We start from the raw sequence: 17,989 nt of genomic DNA, 5'->3' as shown, positions 1-17,989 counted from the left end.
AGAGAAAGGCAGGCTTGTGAAATGAATCGCGAACTGTTGATGTTGGTTGATGCCATATCGCGTGAGAAAAATGTTGAACGTGACGTCGTCTTTGGCGCGGTCGAGCTCGCGCTCGCTTCCGCCACCAAGAAGGTGTATGCGGGCGAAGTGGACATCCGCGTGGCCGTGGACCGCGACAGCGGCAACTACGAAACCTTCCGCCGCTGGCTGGTCGTGCCTGATGCTGCCGGTCTGCAAAACCCGGAAGCCGAAGAGCTGGTCAGCGATGCACGCGACGAAATCGCCGACATCGAAGAGGGCGACTACATTGAAAAGCCGGTCGAAAGCCTGCCGATAGGCCGCATTGGCGCGCAAGCCGCCAAGCAGGTCATTCTGCAAAAAATCCGCGACGCCGAGCGCGAGATGCTGCTCAACGACTTCATGTCGCGCGGCGACAAGATTTTTGTCGGCACCGTCAAACGCATGGACAAGGGCGACATCATTGTCGAATCCGGCCGTGTTGAAGGCCGTTTGCGCCGCAGCGACATGATCCCGAAAGAGAACCTGCGCTCAGGCGACCGCGTCCGCGCCATGATCATGGAAGTCGACACCACCTTGCGTGGCGCGCCCATCATCCTGTCACGTACCGCGCCCGAGTTCATGATCGAGTTGTTCCGCCAGGAGGTGCCAGAGATCGAACAAGGCCTGCTGGAGATCAAATCCTGCGCCCGTGACGCCGGTTCGCGCGCCAAGATCGCTGTGTTGTCGCATGACAAACGTGTCGACCCCATCGGCACCTGCGTTGGTGTGCGCGGCACCCGTGTCAACGGCGTGACCAACGAACTTGCCGGCGAACGTGTCGACATCGTGCTCTGGAGCGAAGACCCGGCCCAGTTCGTGATAGGCGCCCTGGCACCGGCCAACGTTTCCTCCATCGTGGTAGACGAAGAGCGCCACGCCATGGACGTGGTGGTGGACGAGGAAAACCTCGCCATCTCCATCGGCCGCGGTGGCCAGAACGTGCGTCTGGCCGCCGAGCTGACGGGCTGGAAAATCAACATCATGACGGCCGATGAGTCCGCTGAAAAGCAGGCCACGGAAACCGACAGCAGCCGCAAGCTGTTCATGGAAAAGCTCGATGTGGACGAAGAAATCGCCGACATCCTGATCTCCGAAGGCTTCACCAGCCTGGAAGAAGTGGCTTACGTGCCCATTCAGGAAATGCTGGAGATCGAGTCCTTTGATGAGGACACCGTCAATGAGCTGCGTACGCGCGCCAAGGATGCACTCCTGACCATGGAAATCGCCAAGGAAGAAGATGCCGAAGGCGTTTCGCAGAATCTGCGCGATGTCGAAGGCCTGACGCCTGAGCTGATTGCCAAGCTGACTGAGGCGGGTGTGACCACCCGTGACGACCTGGCCGATCTGGCTGTCGACGAATTAACCGATATCACCGGCCAGTCTGCGGACGAAGCCACGGCTCTGATCATGACTGCACGCGCGCATTGGTTTACCGATGAAGCCGCCGCAGGCACCGCTGCACCCGCATCGGCTCAAGAGCAATGATCATGGAGGCCGCAGGGAAACCCAATTATGTCCAGTACTACCACCGTCGCTCAGTTCGCAGCTGAACTGAATAAACCAACCGCCACCTTGATTGAGCAATTGACCAGTGCCGGCGTCGCCAAGGCGCAAGCCGATGACCACTTGTCAGAGGCCGATAAACAGAAGCTGTTGAGCTATCTGCAGGCCAGCCATGGCACAGCCAGTGCTGAGCGCAAGAAAATCACGCTGGTCAAAAAATCGACCAGCGAAATCAAGCAGGCCGATGCCACGGGTCGCGCCCGCACCATCCAGGTCGAGGTGCGCAAAAAACGCACCTTCGTCAAGCGTGAAGACGGCTCCGACCTGGCTGTGGAAGACAGTGCTTCGGCCGTTGCTGCGGCGCAAGCCCCCGAGGTCGAAGACCCGGAACTGGTTCGCCGCGAGGAAGAAGCCAGCCGCCACGCCGAGCTGCTGCGCCGTCAGGAAGAAGAACTGACTGAAAAGCGCCGTCTGCGTGAAGAGCAGGAGGCCAAAGCCGCCGCTCAGGAGCAAGAGCGCCAGGCCGCCGAGCAAAACGCATTGGCCCAGGCCGCAGCAGCTGCTGCTGCGCAGGCCGCCGCTGAGGCCGCTAAAAAGCCGGAAAAACCGACCATTGGCAAAATCATGCCTGTGGTCGAGAAACCGGTTGTGGTCGAAGCACCTGCTGCGCCGGACACGGCCGCCGTTGCACAGGCCGCAGCCAAAGCTGCAGACGCCAGCGCCGCCCAGGCGGCCGCCAAGGCCAAAGCCACCGCCGAATTCCAGGCCGATGCCGCCAGGGCACTCGACTTGCAGGAACGCCGCAAGAAGGCCGAGGCGGAAGCTGCCGGCATTCGCGCGATGATGAACGCGCCCAAGCGTGTTCTGGTTCCGCACGTCGATCCCAAAGTGGCCATGAAGGGCACTTTGCACAAGCCGGCCGTGGTGCCGGGGGCTGCCAAGCCAGCTGTTCCGGGTGCGCCTGGTGCCGCCGGTGCTGCAGGAAAAAAAGAAGTCAAGTCGGAGAACCTGTCTTCGACCTGGAAAGACGACGCCAAGAAAAAGAGCGAAATCAAGACCCGCGGCGCGCCTGTCGTGCCGGGTCGCGGCAATTTCCGGGGTGGCCCGCGTGGCCGCCGCAGCTCGGACCGCGATTCGCGTCCCGAGTCCACGTTTGTGGCGCCGACCGAGTTCAAGGTCATTGAAGTGCATGTGCCCGAGACCATCACCGTTGGTGAACTGGCGCACAAGATGAGCGTCAAGTCGTCCGAGGTGATCAAACACCTGATGAAACTCGGCCAGATGGCGACCATCAACCAGCCCTTGGACCAGGACACCGCGATGATCGTCGTGGAAGAAATGGGCCACAAGGCGGTTACCGCCGCGCTGGACGATCCGGAAGCCTTCACCGACGAAGATGTGCAGGGTCAGCAGGCAGAATCGCTGCCGCGTGCGCCTGTCGTGACCGTCATGGGTCACGTCGACCACGGTAAAACCTCGCTGCTCGATTACATCCGCCGCGCCAAGGTGGCCTCCGGTGAAGCCGGTGGTATCACCCAGCACATTGGTGCCTACCACGTGGAAACACCGCGCGGTGTGGTGTCTTTCCTGGACACCCCGGGTCACGAGGCGTTCACCGCCATGCGTGCCCGTGGCGCCCAGGCGACCGACATCGTGATTCTGGTGGTGGCGGCCGACGACGGCGTGATGCCGCAGACCAAAGAGGCGATCAAACACGCCAAAGCGGCCGGTGTGCCCATCGTGGTGGCGATCAACAAGATCGACAAGCCCGATGCCAACATGGACCGTGTCAAGGGCGAGCTGGTCACCGAAGAAGTGATTCCTGAAGAGTTCGGCGGCGACGTGCCATTTGTTGGCGTGTCGGCCCGTACCGGCGCCGGTATCGATGCCTTGCTCGAGCAGGTGTTGCTGCAGGCTGAAGTGCTGGAGCTGCGCGCCCCGGTTGATACGCTGGCCAAAGGCCTGGTGATTGAAGCCCGACTCGACAAGGGCCGCGGTCCGGTCGCCACCGTGCTGGTGCAATCCGGCACGCTGAAAACCGGTGACGTGGTGCTGGCGGGTTCGACCTATGGCCGCGTGCGCGCCATGCTGGACGAAAACGGCAAGACCATCAAGACCGCCGGTCCTTCGATCCCGGTCGAAATCCAGGGTCTGACGGATGTGCCGCAAGCCGGTGATGAATTCATGGTGATGACCGACGAACGTCGTGTCCGTGAAATCGCCACCTACCGTGCCGGCAAGTTCCGCAACACCAAGCTGGCCAAGCAGCAGGCGTCCAAGCTGGAGAACATGTTCTCCGACATCGGCGCCGGCGAAGTCAAGATGTTGCCCATCATCATCAAGGCCGACGTGCAGGGCTCACAAGAAGCGCTGGCTCAGTCCTTGCTCAAGCTCTCGACCGACGAGGTCAAGGTGCAACTGGTGTATTCCGGTGTGGGTGGTATTTCCGAGTCCGACGTGAATCTGGCGATTGCCTCCAAGGCGGTGGTGATCGGCTTCAACACCCGGGCCGATGCCCAGGCGCGCAAGCAGGCCGAGAACAACGGCGTGGATATTCGTTACTACAACATCATTTATGACGCTGTGGACGAGCTGCGCGCCGCGATGTCGGGCATGCTGACACCGGACAAGAAGGAAGAAGTCATCGGCAATGCCGAGATTCGCGAGATCTTCAAGGTCAGCAAGATCGGCTCCATCGCCGGTTGTATGGTCACCGCGGGTGTGGTTCGCCGCACCGCCAAGCTGCGCTTGCTGCGCGGCAACGTGGTTATCTACACGGGTGAACTCGACTCGCTCAAGCGTTTCAAGGACGACGTCAAGGAAGTCAAGGAAGGTTTCGATTGCGGCTTGAACATCAAGGGCTACAACGACATCGAAATTGGCGACATCATTGAGTTCTTCGAGATCAGGGAAGTGGCCAGGACACTGGCGGTCTGATGCCGGTGAGCGGCTGGTATCCCTTTTGGGGAACCAGCCGCCGCTGAACAGACTCCACACTTGTTGATATGCGTAAAAAATCTTCCACACCGAATCGCGGGTTTCGCGTTGCCGACCAGATCCAGCGGGATTTGACGGCCTTGATTGCGCGCGAGTTGAAAGACCCGCGTGTGGGCATGGTCACGATCCAGGCCGTCGAGGTCACGCCGGACTATGCCCATGCCAAGATCTTTTTCAGCGTGCTGGTGGGCGACCCGGCAGAATGTGAAACGGCGCTGAATCAGGCGGCCGGTTTTCTGCGTAACGGCCTGTTCAAGAAGCTGATGATCCACACGGTTCCCACGCTGCATTTCCAGTTTGATCGCACCACCGAACGTGCGGCCGACATGAACGCCTTGATTGCCAAGGCGGTTTCCTCTCGCGCCCAGGAAGACTGAAGCGTACCGTTCCCCTTCGGCAGGCTCGGGGTGAACGGTACCCACCGCGAGCGGGTGTTCCGTTCGCGTTGAGCTTGTCGAAACGCTTATGTCCACACCTTCCAGTCACCGTCAGGCACCTACACGCCAAAAAATTCAGCGACGTCCCGTCCACGGCGTGTTGCTGCTCGACAAGCCGCTGGGCTTTTCGAGCAACCAGGCGCTGCAAAAAGCCAAATGGCTGTTGCGGGCGGACAAGGCCGGCCATACCGGCACGCTGGACCCCTTGGCCACCGGCGTGTTGCCCCTGTGTTTTGGCGCGGCCACCAAGTTCAGCCAGTTGCAACTTGACGCTGACAAGACCTATGAAGCCGTGCTCCTGCTGGGCCAGAAAACCAGCACCGCCGATGCCGAAGGCGACGTGATTGAAACCCGGCCGGTGCCGGCAATCACGCCCGAACTGCTGGCCGAGCTGACTAAACGTTTCACCGGTCCGCTGGCGCAGATTCCGCCCATGTATTCGGCGCTGAAAAAAGACGGCAAGGCCTTGTACGAATACGCGCGCAAAGGTGAAGAAGTCGAGCGGGAAGCCCGCCACATCACGATTTACAAGCTAAATATGGCTCTGGCCCAGGACCCGCGGGCGCAAGCAGCTATCAAAATAGTAGTGAGCTGCAGCAAAGGCACTTACATACGCACGCTCGGCGAAGACATCGGTGAAGCCATCGGTTGCGGCGCCCACCTGGGTTCGCTCAGGCGCCTGGAAACCGGCGGTTTTGTCGCCAGCCAATGCGTGAGCCTGGCCGCGCTGGAGGCCATGAGCGAGGCCGAGCGCGACGCCTGTTTGTTGCCGCCGCAGACGCTGCTGGCGGCGTATCCTCGTGTCACATTGGATGCGGATAATGCAGGACGGTTTTTAAGCGGTATGCGGCGCCGGGGCCAAGCCGGCCAATGGGGTGCTGATGCGCCGCTGGTGCAAGTTTATGGCGACCATCCGCCGGCGTTTCTGGGTTCTGCCCACGTCACGGCCGATGAGTTGATTCCCCAGCGTTTGCTCAGCCCGATCGAGGTCAGCGACATTTTGCAAGCGACACAACGCCGTCCGGAAAGTTTTGCGTTAGAGCCCCCCGACCCGGTGACCGCGTCCCTGCATTCCTGATTTTTTAGTTTTACCCGTTTCAAGTTTTCCTGAAAGCCAACCATGAGTCATAAACAAATCCGCAACATCGCCATCATCGCCCACGTCGATCATGGCAAGACCACCATGGTCGACCAGTTGCTGCGCCAGTCCGGCACTTTTGCCGAACACGAAAAAGTCGTCGACACCGTGATGGACAACAACGCCATTGAAAAAGAGCGTGGCATCACCATCCTGGCCAAGAACTGCGCCGTGAGCTGGGAAGGCACACACATCAACATCGTCGACACCCCGGGCCACGCCGACTTCGGCGGCGAAGTGGAACGTGCTCTGTCCATGGTCGATGGCGTGGTGCTGCTGATCGATGCGCAGGAAGGCCCCATGCCCCAGACGCGTTTTGTGACCAAGAAGGCCCTGGCCCTGGGCCTCAAACCCATCGTGGTGGTGAACAAGGTCGACAAACCCGGTGCCAACCCCGACAAGGTGGTCAACGCCGCTTTTGACTTGTTCGACAAGCTGGGCGCCACCGACGAGCAGTTGGACTTCCCCGTGGTTTACGCCTCCGGCATCAACGGCTGGTCCTCGCTGGAAGAAGGTCCTCCCAACGAACAGTGGGGTCCCGACATGTCGGCCCTGTTCAACACCATTCTCAAACACGTGCCACCGCAAAAGGGTGACCCGGCTGCGCCACTGCAACTGCAGATTTCCGCACTCGATTTCTCGACCTTTGTGGGTCGTATCGGCGTGGGCCGTATCAGCCAGGGCACGATCCGTCCGATGATGGACGTGGTGGTCATGGAAGGCCCGGACGGCAAGGCTGTCAAAGGCCGTATCAACCAGGTCTTGACTTTCCAGGGTCTGGAGCGTGTGCAGGCGACGGAAGCAGGCCCCGGCGAAATCGTGCTGATCAACGGTATTACCGAGATCGGTATTGGCGTGACCATCACCGACCCACTGACCCCGATGCCGCTGCCCATGCTCAAGGTCGATGAGCCGACCCTGACCATGAACTTCTGCGTCAACACCAGCCCGCTGGCCGGCCGCGAAGGCAAATATGTCACCAGCCGCCAGATCTGGGACCGCCTGCAGAAAGAGCTGCAACACAACGTGGCGCTGCGCGTCAAGGAAACCGACGAAGAAGGTATCTTCGAAGTCATGGGCCGCGGCGAGTTGCACCTGACCATCCTGCTGGAAAACATGCGCCGCGAAGGTTACGAGCTGGCGGTGTCCAAGCCACGCGTGGTTTACAAGGATGTCGATGGCGTGCGCCACGAGCCTATCGAGCTGGTGACGGCCGACATCGAAGAGCAGCATCAGGGCGGCGTGATGCAAGCCCTGGGCGAGCGCAAGGGCGAGCTGGTCAACATGGAGCCGGACGGCCGTGGCCGTGTGCGCCTGGAATACCGCATCCCGGCCCGTGGCCTGATCGGTTTCACCAACGAGTTCCTGAACTTGACCCGTGGTTCCGGCCTGATCGCCAATATTTTCGACTGCTACGAGCCGCACAAGGGCGACATCGGCGGCCGTAAAAACGGTGTGCTGATCTCCATGGATGCCGGTGAAATTTTCACCTACGCCCTGGGCAAGCTGGACGACCGCGGCCGCATGTTCGTCAAGGCCAACGATCCGGTTTACGAAGGCATGATTGTGGGTATCCACAGCCGCGACAACGATCTGGTGGTCAACGCCACGCGTACCAAGCAGCTGACCAACTTCCGCGTGTCCGGCAAGGAAGACGCGATCAAGATCACGCCGCCTATCGAATGCACACTGGAATACGGCGTGGAATTCATCGAGGACGACGAACTGGTCGAAATCACGCCCAAGTCCATCCGTCTGCGCAAGCGTCACCTGACCGAAAGCGAGCGCAAGCGCGCTGGCCGTTAAGATAGCGTGATCCGGAAAAGGGCCGCTGCGGTGCAGCGGCCCTTTTCACGTCCTTTTCTCATCGGCAGGTGTTTGACAGGCAGGTCGTTTCATGAAACTCACGCATTCCCGGGCGGTGGCCCTGATGGTTTTGATTACCCTGATGTGGTCCATCGCCGGAGTCGTGACCAGGCAACTGGAATCGGCGCGTAGTTTTGAAGTGACTTTCTGGCGCAGCTTTTTCACCGCGTTGTCGCTGCTGGTGATCCTGCCGCTGTTTCAGGGGCGCGAGGTTTTTTCCAGAATTCGCCACGCCGGCCGTTTTTTGTGGATCTCCGGCGTCTGCTGGAGTGTGATGTTCACCGCCTTCATGCTGGCGCTGACCATGACCACGGTGGCCAATGTGCTGGTCACCATGGCGGCTGGCCCCTTCATCACGGCGCTGGTGGCTCGGGTGTTTATCGGCCACCGCATTCCCACACGCACCTGGCTGGCGATTGCCGTCGCGGGTGTGGGTATTGCCTGGATGCATGGTTCCCAGGTCAGCCTGGACGCCGGTAGCGGCGAGCTGGCCGGTACGCTGGTGGCCTTGCTGGTGCCGCTGGCCGGTGCGGTGAACTGGACCGTGGTGCAGCGCAGCCAGGCACACGGTGAAAAAATCGACCTGGTGCCTGCGGTGCTGGTGGGTGCGGCGATTTCCTCGTTGCTGACCTTGCCGCTGGCGTTTCCGTTCAGCGCGACCGGGCGCGACCTGGGCCTGCTGGCGATGCTGGGTTTGCTGCAGCTGGCGATTCCCTGTGTCTTGTCGGTGGTCTGCGCCCGCGTGCTGAAGGCGCCGGAAATGGCCTTGCTGGCCTTGCTGGAGATTATTTTTGGCATCCTGCTGGCCTGGGTAGGCGCGGGCGAGGTGCCGGCTTCCACGGTGCTGACCGGCGGCATGCTGGTGATAGGGGCGCTGGTCGCCAACGAACTGATGGGCTGGAGAAACAGGTTATGAACGAAACAACACATTTGAAAACAAGCGGCGACATCCTGACCGAGGTGCGCGGGCAGGTCGGATTTATCACCTTGAACCGGCCCAAGGCACTCAATGCCTTGTCGCTGCAAATGGTGCGCGACCTGGCGACGGCACTGCTGGCCTGGCGCGATGACGCCGCCATCTTGGCGGTGGCGATTCGCGGCAGCAACAAACACGGCCGTCCCGGTACGCCGGAAAGCCTGTTCGGCGGTTTTTCCGCCGGCGGCGACATCCGCTTTTTCCACCAGGCGGCCCTGGCCGGCGACACCGCGCTGGACGATTTTTTCACCGAGGAATACCGCCTCAACCACCTGATCCACAACTACCCCAAACCCTACATCGCCTTCATGGACGGTGTGGTCATGGGCGGCGGCATGGGCATCAGCCAGGGCGCCCAGGTTCGCATCGTGACGGAACACAGCAAACTGGCGATGCCTGAAACCAATATCGGGCTGTTCCCCGATGTGGGCGGCGGTTATTTCCTGAGCCGCTGCCCGGGCAGCGTGGGGGAATACCTGGCGCTGACCGGTGTGGTGACAGACGGCGACGAGGCGCTGGCTTATGGCCTGGCCGACGTCAAGCTGCCGGCCGCACGTTTGCCCGCCTTGTGGCAAGACCTGGGCGCCCAAGCCTTTGCCGGCGCGCCCGATGTGGCGCAATGGATTGCTACCAATTTGGTAGCTGATGGTGCTCGTCCAGAAAGGGCTGAAGGCCCGTTTGATCAATATTTTTCGCTGGCGCGGGTGAAACACATGGTCGATGCGCTGGAGGCAGCGCCTGACGCCGCGGCCAAGAAGGTCGGTGCCTTGCTGCGCAAACGTTCACCGCTGATGCTGCATGTGACCCTGGAGCAGATACGCCGCGCCAGAACCCTGAGCCTGGCGGAGGACTTGCGCATGGAGCGCGACATCGTGCAGCACTGCTTTTACCAGCGGCCCGGCGTCGCCAGTGAAACCGTGGAAGGTATACGTGCGCTGGCGGTGGACAAGGACTACACGCCGATCTGGAACCCGGCGCGGATTGAAGACGTCAAGCCGGCGATGGTGCAGGCCTTTTTTGCCAGCCCCTGGCCAGCCGACGCCCACCCTTTGCGCGAGCTGTAAGTCGGCCGGCTCAGAGCTGCTGGTAAACCAGTTCGGCCAGCCGCATCAACTCGTCGCGTGAGAGTGCGCCACTCAGCGCGTAGCCAAAACCCTGGTCCACCCAGTAAAACGAGGGGACTGGCCCGTTCATGCTGTAGCGGAAAGCCGTTTCCTTCGTGTCCTTGTTGTGCGCTGCGCCAGCGGCCTGGGGCGCATCCACCGCCCCCAAGTAGAGCGTGACCCGCAGGCCGGCGGCGTTCTGGAACATGAACTGCGCGCGTGCGCTGCCTTCGCCCGGCAACAGCCGGCCGCCCACCAGCTCGTAACCCTGGCTGGCCAGCAGCGGCACCTTGAGCGGCCGACCCAGGCGTTTGGACAGCCATTGCACCAGATGTTCCTGTTGCGCCGCATCGACCTCGACCGGGTGGCGCACTTCCGGTGAATACACCGCATAGGCCAAGGACGCCTGATGCACAAAGGCCTGGGCCGCAGCCGCCGGATTAGCCGCCGCCAATTGTTGCGCCGCAGGCTGGCCCAACCGTCCATGCGCCAGCCAACCCACGCCAAAGGCCAGCATCACCGCCGCCGCCATGCCGCCCCAGCGCCACCATTGGTCGAGTTGTTGCCGGCCTTGCCGGCCGCGTTGCGCCGCCGCCAGCAGGGTGGCCGGAATCGGCTCCTCCAGCAGTGGGCGGTGCAGGGCGCGCAAGGCCTCGCGTTGCGCCTGCCAGGCTTGCAGGGTGTCTTGCGCGGCCGGGTCGCCGGCCACTTGGGCCAGGGCCTCGGCCTGCTGTTCGGCCGTCAGTTGCCCATCAACCAGCGCATTAAGCTTGTCCTGCATGAAATCGTTTGTTTTATCCATGGTGTTCGGGCCCTATTTGAGCCGCCTGAGCTGAACCGGGGCAGCGGCTTGGGCGGCGTGTGCGGCGGGCGGGCTGTTCATCAGTTCGCGCAGCCGCGTTCGTGCCCGTGACAGCCGCGACATCACCGTGCCGACAGGCACACCGGTGATTTTCGCCACGTCGTTGTAAGACAGGTCTTCCAGGCTGACCAGCAGCAGCACCACGCGTTGCTCTTCCGGCAGGCGCAGCAGGCAACGCTGCAGGTCCAGCGACTGCGCGGTGCCGGCATCTTCCGCCACCAGTTCATGCGCCACATCCTCGGCATTTACCAGGGTGCCGGCGCTGGCCTGGCGGACCGCGCTGCGCACCTGGTTGGCGAAAATATTGTGCATCAGCGTGAACAGCCAGGCGCGCAAATCGCTGCCGGCCGTCCACAAACGCCATTTGTTGCAGGCGCGCTCCAGCGTGTCCTGCACCAGGTCGTCGGCCACCCAGGCGTCGCCGGTGAGCGCGCGGGCGTAACGCCGCAGGCTGGGGATGTGCTCGGTCAGCGGAAAATCAGTCATGGCTGACGGCAAGGGCGCGCGGTCGTATGGCGCATGGCTGGTTTCCGCATCTGGCCGCCTCAGGGCTTGGCGACGTGCCAGATGTTCATGAAGTTGTCGCCGGTCTTGTCGCCGGGCTTGCTGTCCTTGGACCAGTAATACAGTGGCTTGCCTTTGACGGCCCATTGTTTTTTGCCGTCGTCACGCGTGATGACCATGTAGTCGCCGGTGGGCTTGTCGGCATCCGTGGCCATCAAGGGTGGCCAGTTGGTGGCGCAAGGGCCATTGCAGACGGATTTGCCGCTGTTGGCGGTGTCGCGGTCGAACACATACAAGGTCATGCCGTTGGGGCCGACCAGTGCGCCGTCGGCGACTTTGGCCGGGGTGGCGGCGTTCATGGAGGCGCAGCCGCCCAGCAGGGCAGCGGTGATCAGGGCGATGGACAAGAGTTTCATGAAAGACTCCGGGTGAAGGTTAGGCAGCAAATGTCTGCACCGGGATAAACACCGGCCAGTCCCGGTTTATTCCATCGCTCGCCGAAATCGTTCAAAAAAATGCGCCGGATGCCTAGCGGCTCCTGGATTTCATGGCGCGTTCGACCTCGCGTTTGCCTTCGCGGTCCTTGATGGTGTCGCGTTTGTCGTGTTCGCCCTTGCCCTTGGCCAGGCCAACCTCACATTTGACCTTGCCGGCCTTCCAGTGCAGGTTCAGCGGCACCAGGGTGAAACCTTTTTGCTCGATCTTGCCGATCAGGCGGCGGATCTGGTCCTTGTGCATCAACAGTTTTTTGGTGCGCACCGAATCCGGCCGAATATGGGTGGAGGCGGTCCCCAGCGGGTTGATCTGGCAGCCGATGATGAACAACTCGCCATTGCGGATCACCACATAACCGTCGGTCAGCTGCACCTTGCCTTCACGCAGGGACTTGACCTCCCAGCCTTCGAGCACCATGCCGGCTTCGAAACGTTCCTCAATGTGGTAGTTGAACAGCGCTTTTTTGTTGTCGGCAATACGCACGGCCGCAGCGGCCGCTTTGGGGCTGAGGTTGCTAGCGGCCTTGTCCGTGCTTTTTCCGGAGGACGAGGCGGCGGCCGGTTTTTTGGAGGATGCTTCTTTGGTGGCCATGTATAAAAGTTAAGGGCGCCATCGGCTAATACAATTGCGCGCAGCCCATGATTGTATGAAAACCGTTCACAAGTCCGTTCTTATCTGGTACAGCGCAGCCGAAATGTTTGCCCTGGTCACCGACGTCGCCAGTTATCCGCAGTTTTTGCCCTGGTGCGACCAGGCCAAAGTGGTCGAGGAAGACGGCCGTGGCATGACCGCCCAGGTCGGCATTTCGTTTGCCGGTATCCGCCAAACCTTCACCACCCGCAACACCCACGTCCAGGACCACAAGGTGTCGCTCAAACTGGTGGACGGCCCGTTTTCAAAACTCGATGGCCATTGGGACTTCGCGCCGCTGGGCGACGGCAGCCAGCGCGCCTGCAAGGTCAATTTCAGCCTGCGTTACGATTTTGACAATGCGGCGCTGGCCGCGCTGGTCGGCCCGGTGTTTGACAAGATTGCCGGCAGCATGGTCGATGCCTTTGTCAAACGGGCGGGCCAGGTGTACGGTGAAACCTGAGGCACCCTTGAACATCCTGCTGGTTTATTCGCCGGCGCCACGCCAGGTGCGCGAATGGCCCCTGGTCTTGCCCCCCGGCAGCACGGTGGCGCAGGCCCTAGAAGCCAGCGGCATCCTGGCGGAGTTTCCGGAACTGGCGCCCAGTCGGCTGGCGCTGGGCATCTGGGGGCGTAAAACCAGCTTGCGGCAGGTGTTGCGCGAGCAGGACCGGCTGGAAATCTACCGCGCCTTGCGGGTGGACCCCAAAACCGCCAGGCGCGAACGTTTCAGCAAGCAGGGCGTGAAAAAATCAGGGTTGTTTGCCCAGAAACGGGCAGGGGCCAAGGCCGGGTACTAAGCCTGGATGGCTTATTTGCAGTCGCTGTCGACAATACCCTGCAGGCGCTGGTTTTCCGCGGCGCGTGTGTTGTCATCCATGAACTCGCGTTCGCCTTTGGCATTGGTCGTCGAGACACGTACGCCTGACTGAAGGGTGGCCACGGCTTTTTTGGCGCGTTCGCAGTTATCCGCTTTGCCTAGGGCTACTTTTTCGTCCTCAGCCTTCTTCTTGGCGGCTTCGTCCTCTTCCAGCTTTTTCTTTTTGGCTTCCAGTTCGGCATTTTTGCCCGAGAGTTTGGGGGCGGCCTCCTTGGCGGTCGCGACAGGCGCGGCCGGTGTGGCCGCGTCGCCGGGCTCGCTTGGCTGGACGGCCACGCTGGCTCGGCCCCTGCCACCGGGCTGCTTGAGAATGTCTTTGTCCTTGATGTCCGAAGGCGGCGGCCGGTCGCTGAAAACCTTGCGTCCGTCCTTGTCAATCCACTGCCATTGCGCGGCGGCGCTGAGCGCAATCGCCCAGCCTGCAAGCGTCAAAACAAGATGTTTGGGAGTGATTTTCAGGTCCATGCTTTCCAGTGTAGCGCTGCCCGCCTGGGCGACGAAGGCTGGCGGCTGCAGCAGTGGCTTTTTTGTCACGCGCTCAGGAATCCGTCAGGGTCTCTTGGGCTGCGCGAGGGTTTGTACCCAGCGGCGCGGGTACAATCGTGTTTTTGGAGCCATCCCTATGCGCCTACTCGGCAAAGCGCTCACCTTCGACGACGTATTGTTGGTGCCAGCGTTCTCCCAGGTCCTGCCCAAGGACACCCAGCTTTCCACCCAGTTCTCACGCAACATCCGCCTGAACCTGCCGCTCGTATCGGCGGCCATGGACACGGTGACGGAAGCACGTTTGGCCATCGCCATTGCGCAGGAGGGGGGGATTGGCATCGTCCACAAAAACCTCACGCCCCAGCAGCAGGCGGCCGAAGTGGCCAAGGTCAAACGTTACGAAAGTGGCGTGTTGCGCGACCCCGTGGTCATCACGCCGACCCACACGGTCCGCCAGGTGATGGCCATGAGCGAGCAGCTCGGCATTTCCGGCTTTCCCGTGATCGACGGCGGCCGGGTGGTTGGCATCGTGACCGGGCGCGACATGCGTTTCGAGTCGCGCATGGATGTGCCGGTCAGCACCATCATGACGCCGCGAGAGCGCCTGATCACCATGCCCGAGACGGCGACCCTGGCCGATGCCAAGGCTTTGCTGAACAAACACCGCCTGGAGCGCGTGTTGCTGATCAATGACAATTTCGAGCTCAAGGGCCTGATCACCGTCAAGGACATCACCAAACAAACCACCTTTCCGAATGCCGCGCGTGACTCGCACGGTCAGTTGCGCGTGGGCGCGGCCGTCGGGGTGGGCGAGGGCACCGAAGAACGCGTCGAAGCGCTGGTCCGGGCCGGGGTTGATGCCCTGGTTGTGGACACCGCGCACGGCCACCACCAAGGCGTGATCGAACGTGTGCGCTGGGTCAAGAAAAACTACCCGCAGATTGACGTGATTGGCGGCAATATCGCCACCGGCGCGGCTGCCCTGGCGCTGGTTGAAGCCGGTGCCGATGGCGTCAAGGTCGGCATTGGCCCTGGCAGCATCTGCACCACACGTATCGTGGCCGGTGTCGGCGTTCCTCAGATCATGGCCATCGACAGCGTGGCAACCGCCTTGCGCGGCACGGGCGTGCCGCTGATTGCCGACGGTGGCATCCGTTACAGCGGAGACATCTCCAAGGCCATCGCCGCAGGTGCGGGCACGGTGATGATGGGCGGCATGTTTGCCGGCACCGAAGAAGCACCGGGCGAAGTGATCCTGTTCCAGGGCCGCAGCTACAAGAGCTACCGCGGCATGGGCAGCATAGGCGCCATGCAGCAGGGTAGCGCGGACCGTTATTTCCAGGAATCCAGCACCGGCAACCCGAACGCCGACAAGCTGGTGCCCGAAGGCATTGAAGGCCGCGTGCCCTACAAAGGCTCCATGGTTGCGATCATCTTCCAGATGGCCGGCGGCTTGCGCGCCAGCATGGGTTATTGCGGCTGCGCCACGATTGAAGACATGCAAAACAAGGCCGAGTTTGTCGAAATCACGGCTGCTGGTATCCGCGAAAGCCATGTCCACGACGTGCAGATCACCAAAGAAGCGCCGAACTACCGGGCAGACTGAGCTACTTAGCCCGCCGGAGGCGTCTGTCGTACAGACGCCTTTTTTCTTTTTTTGCCTTGAAGAACCGCCCTCATGCAGCACCAGAAAATCCTCATTCTCGATTTCGGCTCCCAGGTCACCCAACTGATCGCGCGCCGCGTGCGCGACGCCCATGTTTTTTGCGAAGTCCATCCTTGCGACGTGAGCGACGACTGGGTCCGCGAATACGCCAAAGACGGCTCGCTCAAGGGCATTATTTTGTCGGGCAGCCATGCCAGCATTTACGAAGAGTCCACCGACAAAGCGCCGCAAACCGTGTTTGAGCTAGGCCTGCCGGTGCTGGGCATTTGCTATGGCATGCAGGCCATGGCGCACCAACTGGGCGGCAAGGTCGAGGGCGGCCATACTCGCGAATTTGGCTCCGCCGATGTGCGCGCCCGCGGCCACACCGCGCTGCTCAAAGACATCGCCGACTACACCACGGCCGAAGGCCAGGGCATGCTCGATGTCTGGATGAGCCACGGCGATAAGGTGACCGAAATGCCGCCCGGCTTCAAACTCATGGCGTCTACCGACTCCTGCCCGATTGCCGGCATGGCCGACGAAGACCGCAAGTTTTACGCGGTGCAGTTTCACCCCGAAGTTACGCATACCAAACAGGGTGATGCCATTTTGCGGCGTTTTGTGCTCGGTATCTGCGGCACGCGGCAAGACTGGGTCATGGGCGATTACATCAGCGAAGCCGTCGATAAAATCCGTCAGCAAGTGGGTGACGAAGAAGTCATTCTGGGCCTGTCCGGCGGCGTGGATTCGTCCGTCGCGGCCGCGCTGATCCACCGTGCCATCGGCGACCAACTCACCTGTGTGTTTGTCGACCACGGCCTGCTGCGCCTGAACGAAGGCGACATGGTGATGGAGATGTTTGTCGGTAAGTTGCACGCCAAGGTCATCCGTGTGGATGCCGCAGGGCAGTTTCTCGGTCACCTTGCCGGCGTCAGCGAACCCGAAGCCAAACGCAAGATCATTGGCCGCGAGTTTGTTGAGGTTTTCAAGTCCGAAGCCGCCAAGCTGAAAGCCGCCAACGCCTCGTCCAAGGGCGCCAAATGGCTGGCCCAGGGCACAATTTACCCGGACGTGATCGAGTCCGGCGGTGGCAAAAACAAAAAAGCCGTCACCATCAAAAGTCACCACAACGTGGGTGGCCTGCCAGAACAGCTGGGCCTGAAACTGCTGGAGCCGCTGCGCGAACTGTTCAAGGACGAAGTTCGTGAACTGGGCGTGGCGCTCGGCCTGCCGCATGACATGGTGTATCGGCACCCCTTCCCAGGCCCGGGCCTGGGTGTACGGATTCTGGGTGAAGTCAAAAAAGAATACGCCGACCTGCTGCGCCGCGCCGACGCGATCTTCATCGAAGAGTTACGCAACTTCAAGGATGCCGAGACCGGCAAGACCTGGTACGAGCTGACCAGTCAGGCTTTCACGGTGTTTTTGCCGGTGAAAAGTGTGGGTGTGATGGGCGATGGCCGCACCTACGACTACGTGGTGGCGCTGCGCGCGGTGCAAACCAGCGACTTCATGACCGCTGACTGGGCCGAACTGCCTTACGCGCTGCTCAAAAAAGTGTCGGGCCGCATCATCAACGAAGTGCGCGGCATCAATCGCGTCACCTACGACGTCAGCAGCAAGCCCCCCGCCACGATTGAGTGGGAGTAAGGGGAGCGAAGGGCGAGGGCCTCGCAAGGCGGGATAGTCCAGCGCAGCGGCTGGCGAGTCAATCGCCCTCGATGGGCGGTTGACGCGTGTGTGAGGTGCGAGAAACTAGAAAGTCTGACCCATGCCCCGACAAGCCTCCCCGCCCGGATTCGATCCCGAGCCCCAAGCCTCGGACAGCCTGTTCTTCGCGATTTTCCCCGACGCCGCCGCGGCTGCGCGTATCGCCCAGCTCGCGCAGCAACTGCGCGGCGAACAGGGCTTGCATGGCAAGCCGCTCAAAACAGAACGCTTCCATGTCACCTTGCATCACCTGGGCAATTACGTCGGCTTGCCGCAAGAGCTGGTGACCCTGGCGGGCGAAGCTGCGGCCAGCGTGCTCATCCCGCCGTTTGAAGTCGCCTTTGACCGCGCCGGCAGTTTTACCAGCGCGCCGCGCCACCGTCCCCTGGTGTTGCGTGGTGGCGAGGGGCTTATGGCCTTGAGCGCCTTCCAGCACGCGCTGGGTGTGGCGCTGGTCCAGTCCGGCCTGCAGCGCTGGGCTAAGCCGGGTTACACGCCGCACGCCACCTTGCTGTACGACGACCGCAGCGTCGCCGAGCAGGCTGTGGAAACCATCGCCTGGATGGCGCGCGAGTTTGTCCTGGTGCACAGCCAGCTCGGAGAAGGCCGGTATATACCGCTGGGCCGTTGGCCGCTGCGAGAGGCGCCGGCCTGAGTTTTTTTTGCGGCCGCAGGGGGCGTTGTTGCTGGTTGA

17 protein-coding genes are annotated in these 17,989 nt (G+C 61.6%); 12 read left to right on the top strand and 5 right to left on the bottom strand.

Features of this window, described 5'->3' with window-relative positions; translation table 11 throughout:
- Positions 1-21 precede the first annotated feature (21 nt).
- From nusA to ACHMXK_RS12705, 7 genes are all read left to right on the top strand, one after another.
- Positions 22-1,545: a transcription termination factor NusA gene (gene nusA / locus ACHMXK_RS12735; RefSeq protein ID WP_397440857.1), complete on the top strand. Its 1,524-nt coding sequence runs from the start codon at positions 22-24 to the stop codon at positions 1,543-1,545.
- 27 nt (positions 1,546-1,572) lie between these two features.
- Positions 1,573-4,500: a translation initiation factor IF-2 gene (infB, locus tag ACHMXK_RS12730; protein ID WP_397440855.1), complete on the top strand. Its 2,928-nt coding sequence runs from the start codon at positions 1,573-1,575 to the stop codon at positions 4,498-4,500.
- A 68-nt stretch (positions 4,501-4,568) separates the two neighbouring features.
- The gene (rbfA, locus tag ACHMXK_RS12725) at positions 4,569-4,937 is read left to right on the top strand and encodes a 30S ribosome-binding factor RbfA (protein ID WP_397440853.1); all 369 of its coding nucleotides are present in this window, start codon (positions 4,569-4,571) and stop codon (positions 4,935-4,937) included.
- An 88-nt stretch (positions 4,938-5,025) separates the two neighbouring features.
- On the top strand, positions 5,026-6,075 hold the full coding sequence (gene truB / locus ACHMXK_RS12720; protein WP_397440851.1) for a tRNA pseudouridine(55) synthase TruB: 1,050 nt from the start codon (positions 5,026-5,028) through the stop codon (positions 6,073-6,075).
- 42 nt (positions 6,076-6,117) lie between these two features.
- The gene (typA, locus tag ACHMXK_RS12715) at positions 6,118-7,941 is read left to right on the top strand and encodes a translational GTPase TypA (RefSeq protein ID WP_397440849.1); all 1,824 of its coding nucleotides are present in this window, start codon (positions 6,118-6,120) and stop codon (positions 7,939-7,941) included.
- Between the two features lie 91 nt (positions 7,942-8,032).
- Positions 8,033-8,917, top strand: coding sequence for a DMT family transporter (locus ACHMXK_RS12710; protein WP_318408767.1), 885 nt, complete (start codon positions 8,033-8,035; stop codon positions 8,915-8,917).
- Positions 8,914-10,041, top strand: a complete 1,128-nt coding sequence (locus ACHMXK_RS12705; RefSeq protein ID WP_397440847.1) for an enoyl-CoA hydratase/isomerase family protein — start codon at positions 8,914-8,916, stop codon at positions 10,039-10,041. Before ACHMXK_RS12710 ends, ACHMXK_RS12705 begins: the two co-directional genes overlap by 4 nt.
- 10 nt (positions 10,042-10,051) lie before the next feature.
- On the opposite strand, the gene ACHMXK_RS12700 is transcribed toward ACHMXK_RS12705, so the two are convergent.
- The 4 genes from ACHMXK_RS12700 to smpB form a co-directional block, all read right to left on the bottom strand.
- Complete coding sequence (locus tag ACHMXK_RS12700) at positions 10,052-10,882, bottom strand: anti-sigma factor family protein (protein WP_397440845.1); 831 nt, start codon at positions 10,880-10,882, stop codon at positions 10,052-10,054.
- A 12-nt stretch (positions 10,883-10,894) separates the two neighbouring features.
- Positions 10,895-11,428 (bottom strand): RNA polymerase sigma factor, encoded by a 534-nt coding sequence (locus ACHMXK_RS12695; RefSeq protein WP_397440843.1) that lies wholly within the window; start codon positions 11,426-11,428, stop codon positions 10,895-10,897.
- Between the two features lie 59 nt (positions 11,429-11,487).
- Entirely contained in the window at positions 11,488-11,862 is a 375-nt protein-coding gene (locus ACHMXK_RS12690) for a hypothetical protein (RefSeq protein ID WP_397440841.1), read from the bottom strand.
- Between the two features lie 112 nt (positions 11,863-11,974).
- Positions 11,975-12,532 (bottom strand): SsrA-binding protein SmpB, encoded by a 558-nt coding sequence (gene smpB / locus ACHMXK_RS12685; protein ID WP_397440839.1) that lies wholly within the window; start codon positions 12,530-12,532, stop codon positions 11,975-11,977.
- Between the two features lie 55 nt (positions 12,533-12,587).
- Here smpB and ACHMXK_RS12680 point away from each other — a divergent pair, with 55 nt between their 5' ends.
- Positions 12,588-13,034 carry a type II toxin-antitoxin system RatA family toxin gene (locus ACHMXK_RS12680; RefSeq protein ID WP_397440837.1) on the top strand — a complete coding sequence of 149 codons (447 nt, stop codon included), beginning with the start codon at positions 12,588-12,590 and terminating at the stop codon, positions 13,032-13,034.
- Positions 13,035-13,041: 7 nt separating this feature from the next.
- On the top strand, positions 13,042-13,371 hold the full coding sequence (locus ACHMXK_RS12675; RefSeq protein WP_397440835.1) for an RnfH family protein: 330 nt from the start codon (positions 13,042-13,044) through the stop codon (positions 13,369-13,371).
- 11 nt (positions 13,372-13,382) lie between these two features.
- Here the strand turns inward: ACHMXK_RS12675 and ACHMXK_RS12670 are convergent, their stop codons facing one another.
- A complete protein-coding gene (locus tag ACHMXK_RS12670) occupies positions 13,383-13,985 on the bottom strand; it encodes a DUF4124 domain-containing protein (RefSeq protein WP_397440833.1) in 603 nt (200 codons plus the stop codon).
- An 88-nt stretch (positions 13,986-14,073) separates the two neighbouring features.
- Here ACHMXK_RS12670 and guaB point away from each other — a divergent pair, with 88 nt between their 5' ends.
- From guaB to ACHMXK_RS12655, 3 genes are all read left to right on the top strand, one after another.
- On the top strand, positions 14,074-15,543 hold the full coding sequence (gene guaB / locus ACHMXK_RS12665; protein ID WP_397440831.1) for an IMP dehydrogenase: 1,470 nt from the start codon (positions 14,074-14,076) through the stop codon (positions 15,541-15,543).
- A gap of 72 nt (positions 15,544-15,615) precedes the next feature.
- Positions 15,616-17,235, top strand: a complete 1,620-nt coding sequence (gene guaA, locus ACHMXK_RS12660) for a glutamine-hydrolyzing GMP synthase (RefSeq protein WP_397440829.1) — start codon at positions 15,616-15,618, stop codon at positions 17,233-17,235.
- 121 nt (positions 17,236-17,356) lie between these two features.
- Positions 17,357-17,950 (top strand): 2'-5' RNA ligase family protein, encoded by a 594-nt coding sequence (locus ACHMXK_RS12655; protein ID WP_397440827.1) that lies wholly within the window; start codon positions 17,357-17,359, stop codon positions 17,948-17,950.
- Positions 17,951-17,989: the final 39 nt, after the last annotated feature.

It is taken from the genome of Polaromonas sp. UC242_47, from assembly GCF_044452385.1.
In the GTDB taxonomy this organism is placed as follows: Bacteria; Pseudomonadota; Gammaproteobacteria; order Burkholderiales; family Burkholderiaceae_C; genus Polaromonas.
This window is presented reverse-complemented; position numbering and strand designations above follow the sequence as displayed.

Bases quoted from the DNA above. Each gene is read 5' to 3' on its own strand.
- nusA (WP_397440857.1), top strand. From the start codon at position 22: ATGAATCGCGAACTGTTGATGTTGGTTGATGCCATATCGCGTGAGAAA.
- infB (WP_397440855.1), top strand. From the start codon at position 1,573: ATGTCCAGTACTACCACCGTCGCTCAGTTCGCAGCTGAACTGAATAAA.
- rbfA (WP_397440853.1), top strand. From the start codon at position 4,569: ATGCGTAAAAAATCTTCCACACCGAATCGCGGGTTTCGCGTTGCCGAC.
- truB (WP_397440851.1), top strand. From the start codon at position 5,026: ATGTCCACACCTTCCAGTCACCGTCAGGCACCTACACGCCAAAAAATT.
- typA (WP_397440849.1), top strand. From the start codon at position 6,118: ATGAGTCATAAACAAATCCGCAACATCGCCATCATCGCCCACGTCGAT.
- ACHMXK_RS12710 (WP_318408767.1), top strand. From the start codon at position 8,033: ATGAAACTCACGCATTCCCGGGCGGTGGCCCTGATGGTTTTGATTACC.
- ACHMXK_RS12705 (WP_397440847.1), top strand. From the start codon at position 8,914: ATGAACGAAACAACACATTTGAAAACAAGCGGCGACATCCTGACCGAG.
- ACHMXK_RS12700 (WP_397440845.1), bottom strand. From the start codon at position 10,882: ATGGATAAAACAAACGATTTCATGCAGGACAAGCTTAATGCGCTGGTT.
- ACHMXK_RS12695 (WP_397440843.1), bottom strand. From the start codon at position 11,428: ATGACTGATTTTCCGCTGACCGAGCACATCCCCAGCCTGCGGCGTTAC.
- ACHMXK_RS12690 (WP_397440841.1), bottom strand. From the start codon at position 11,862: ATGAAACTCTTGTCCATCGCCCTGATCACCGCTGCCCTGCTGGGCGGC.
- smpB (WP_397440839.1), bottom strand. From the start codon at position 12,532: ATGGCCACCAAAGAAGCATCCTCCAAAAAACCGGCCGCCGCCTCGTCC.
- ACHMXK_RS12680 (WP_397440837.1), top strand. From the start codon at position 12,588: ATGAAAACCGTTCACAAGTCCGTTCTTATCTGGTACAGCGCAGCCGAA.
- guaB (WP_397440831.1), top strand. From the start codon at position 14,074: ATGCGCCTACTCGGCAAAGCGCTCACCTTCGACGACGTATTGTTGGTG.
- guaA (WP_397440829.1), top strand. From the start codon at position 15,616: ATGCAGCACCAGAAAATCCTCATTCTCGATTTCGGCTCCCAGGTCACC.
- ACHMXK_RS12655 (WP_397440827.1), top strand. From the start codon at position 17,357: ATGCCCCGACAAGCCTCCCCGCCCGGATTCGATCCCGAGCCCCAAGCC.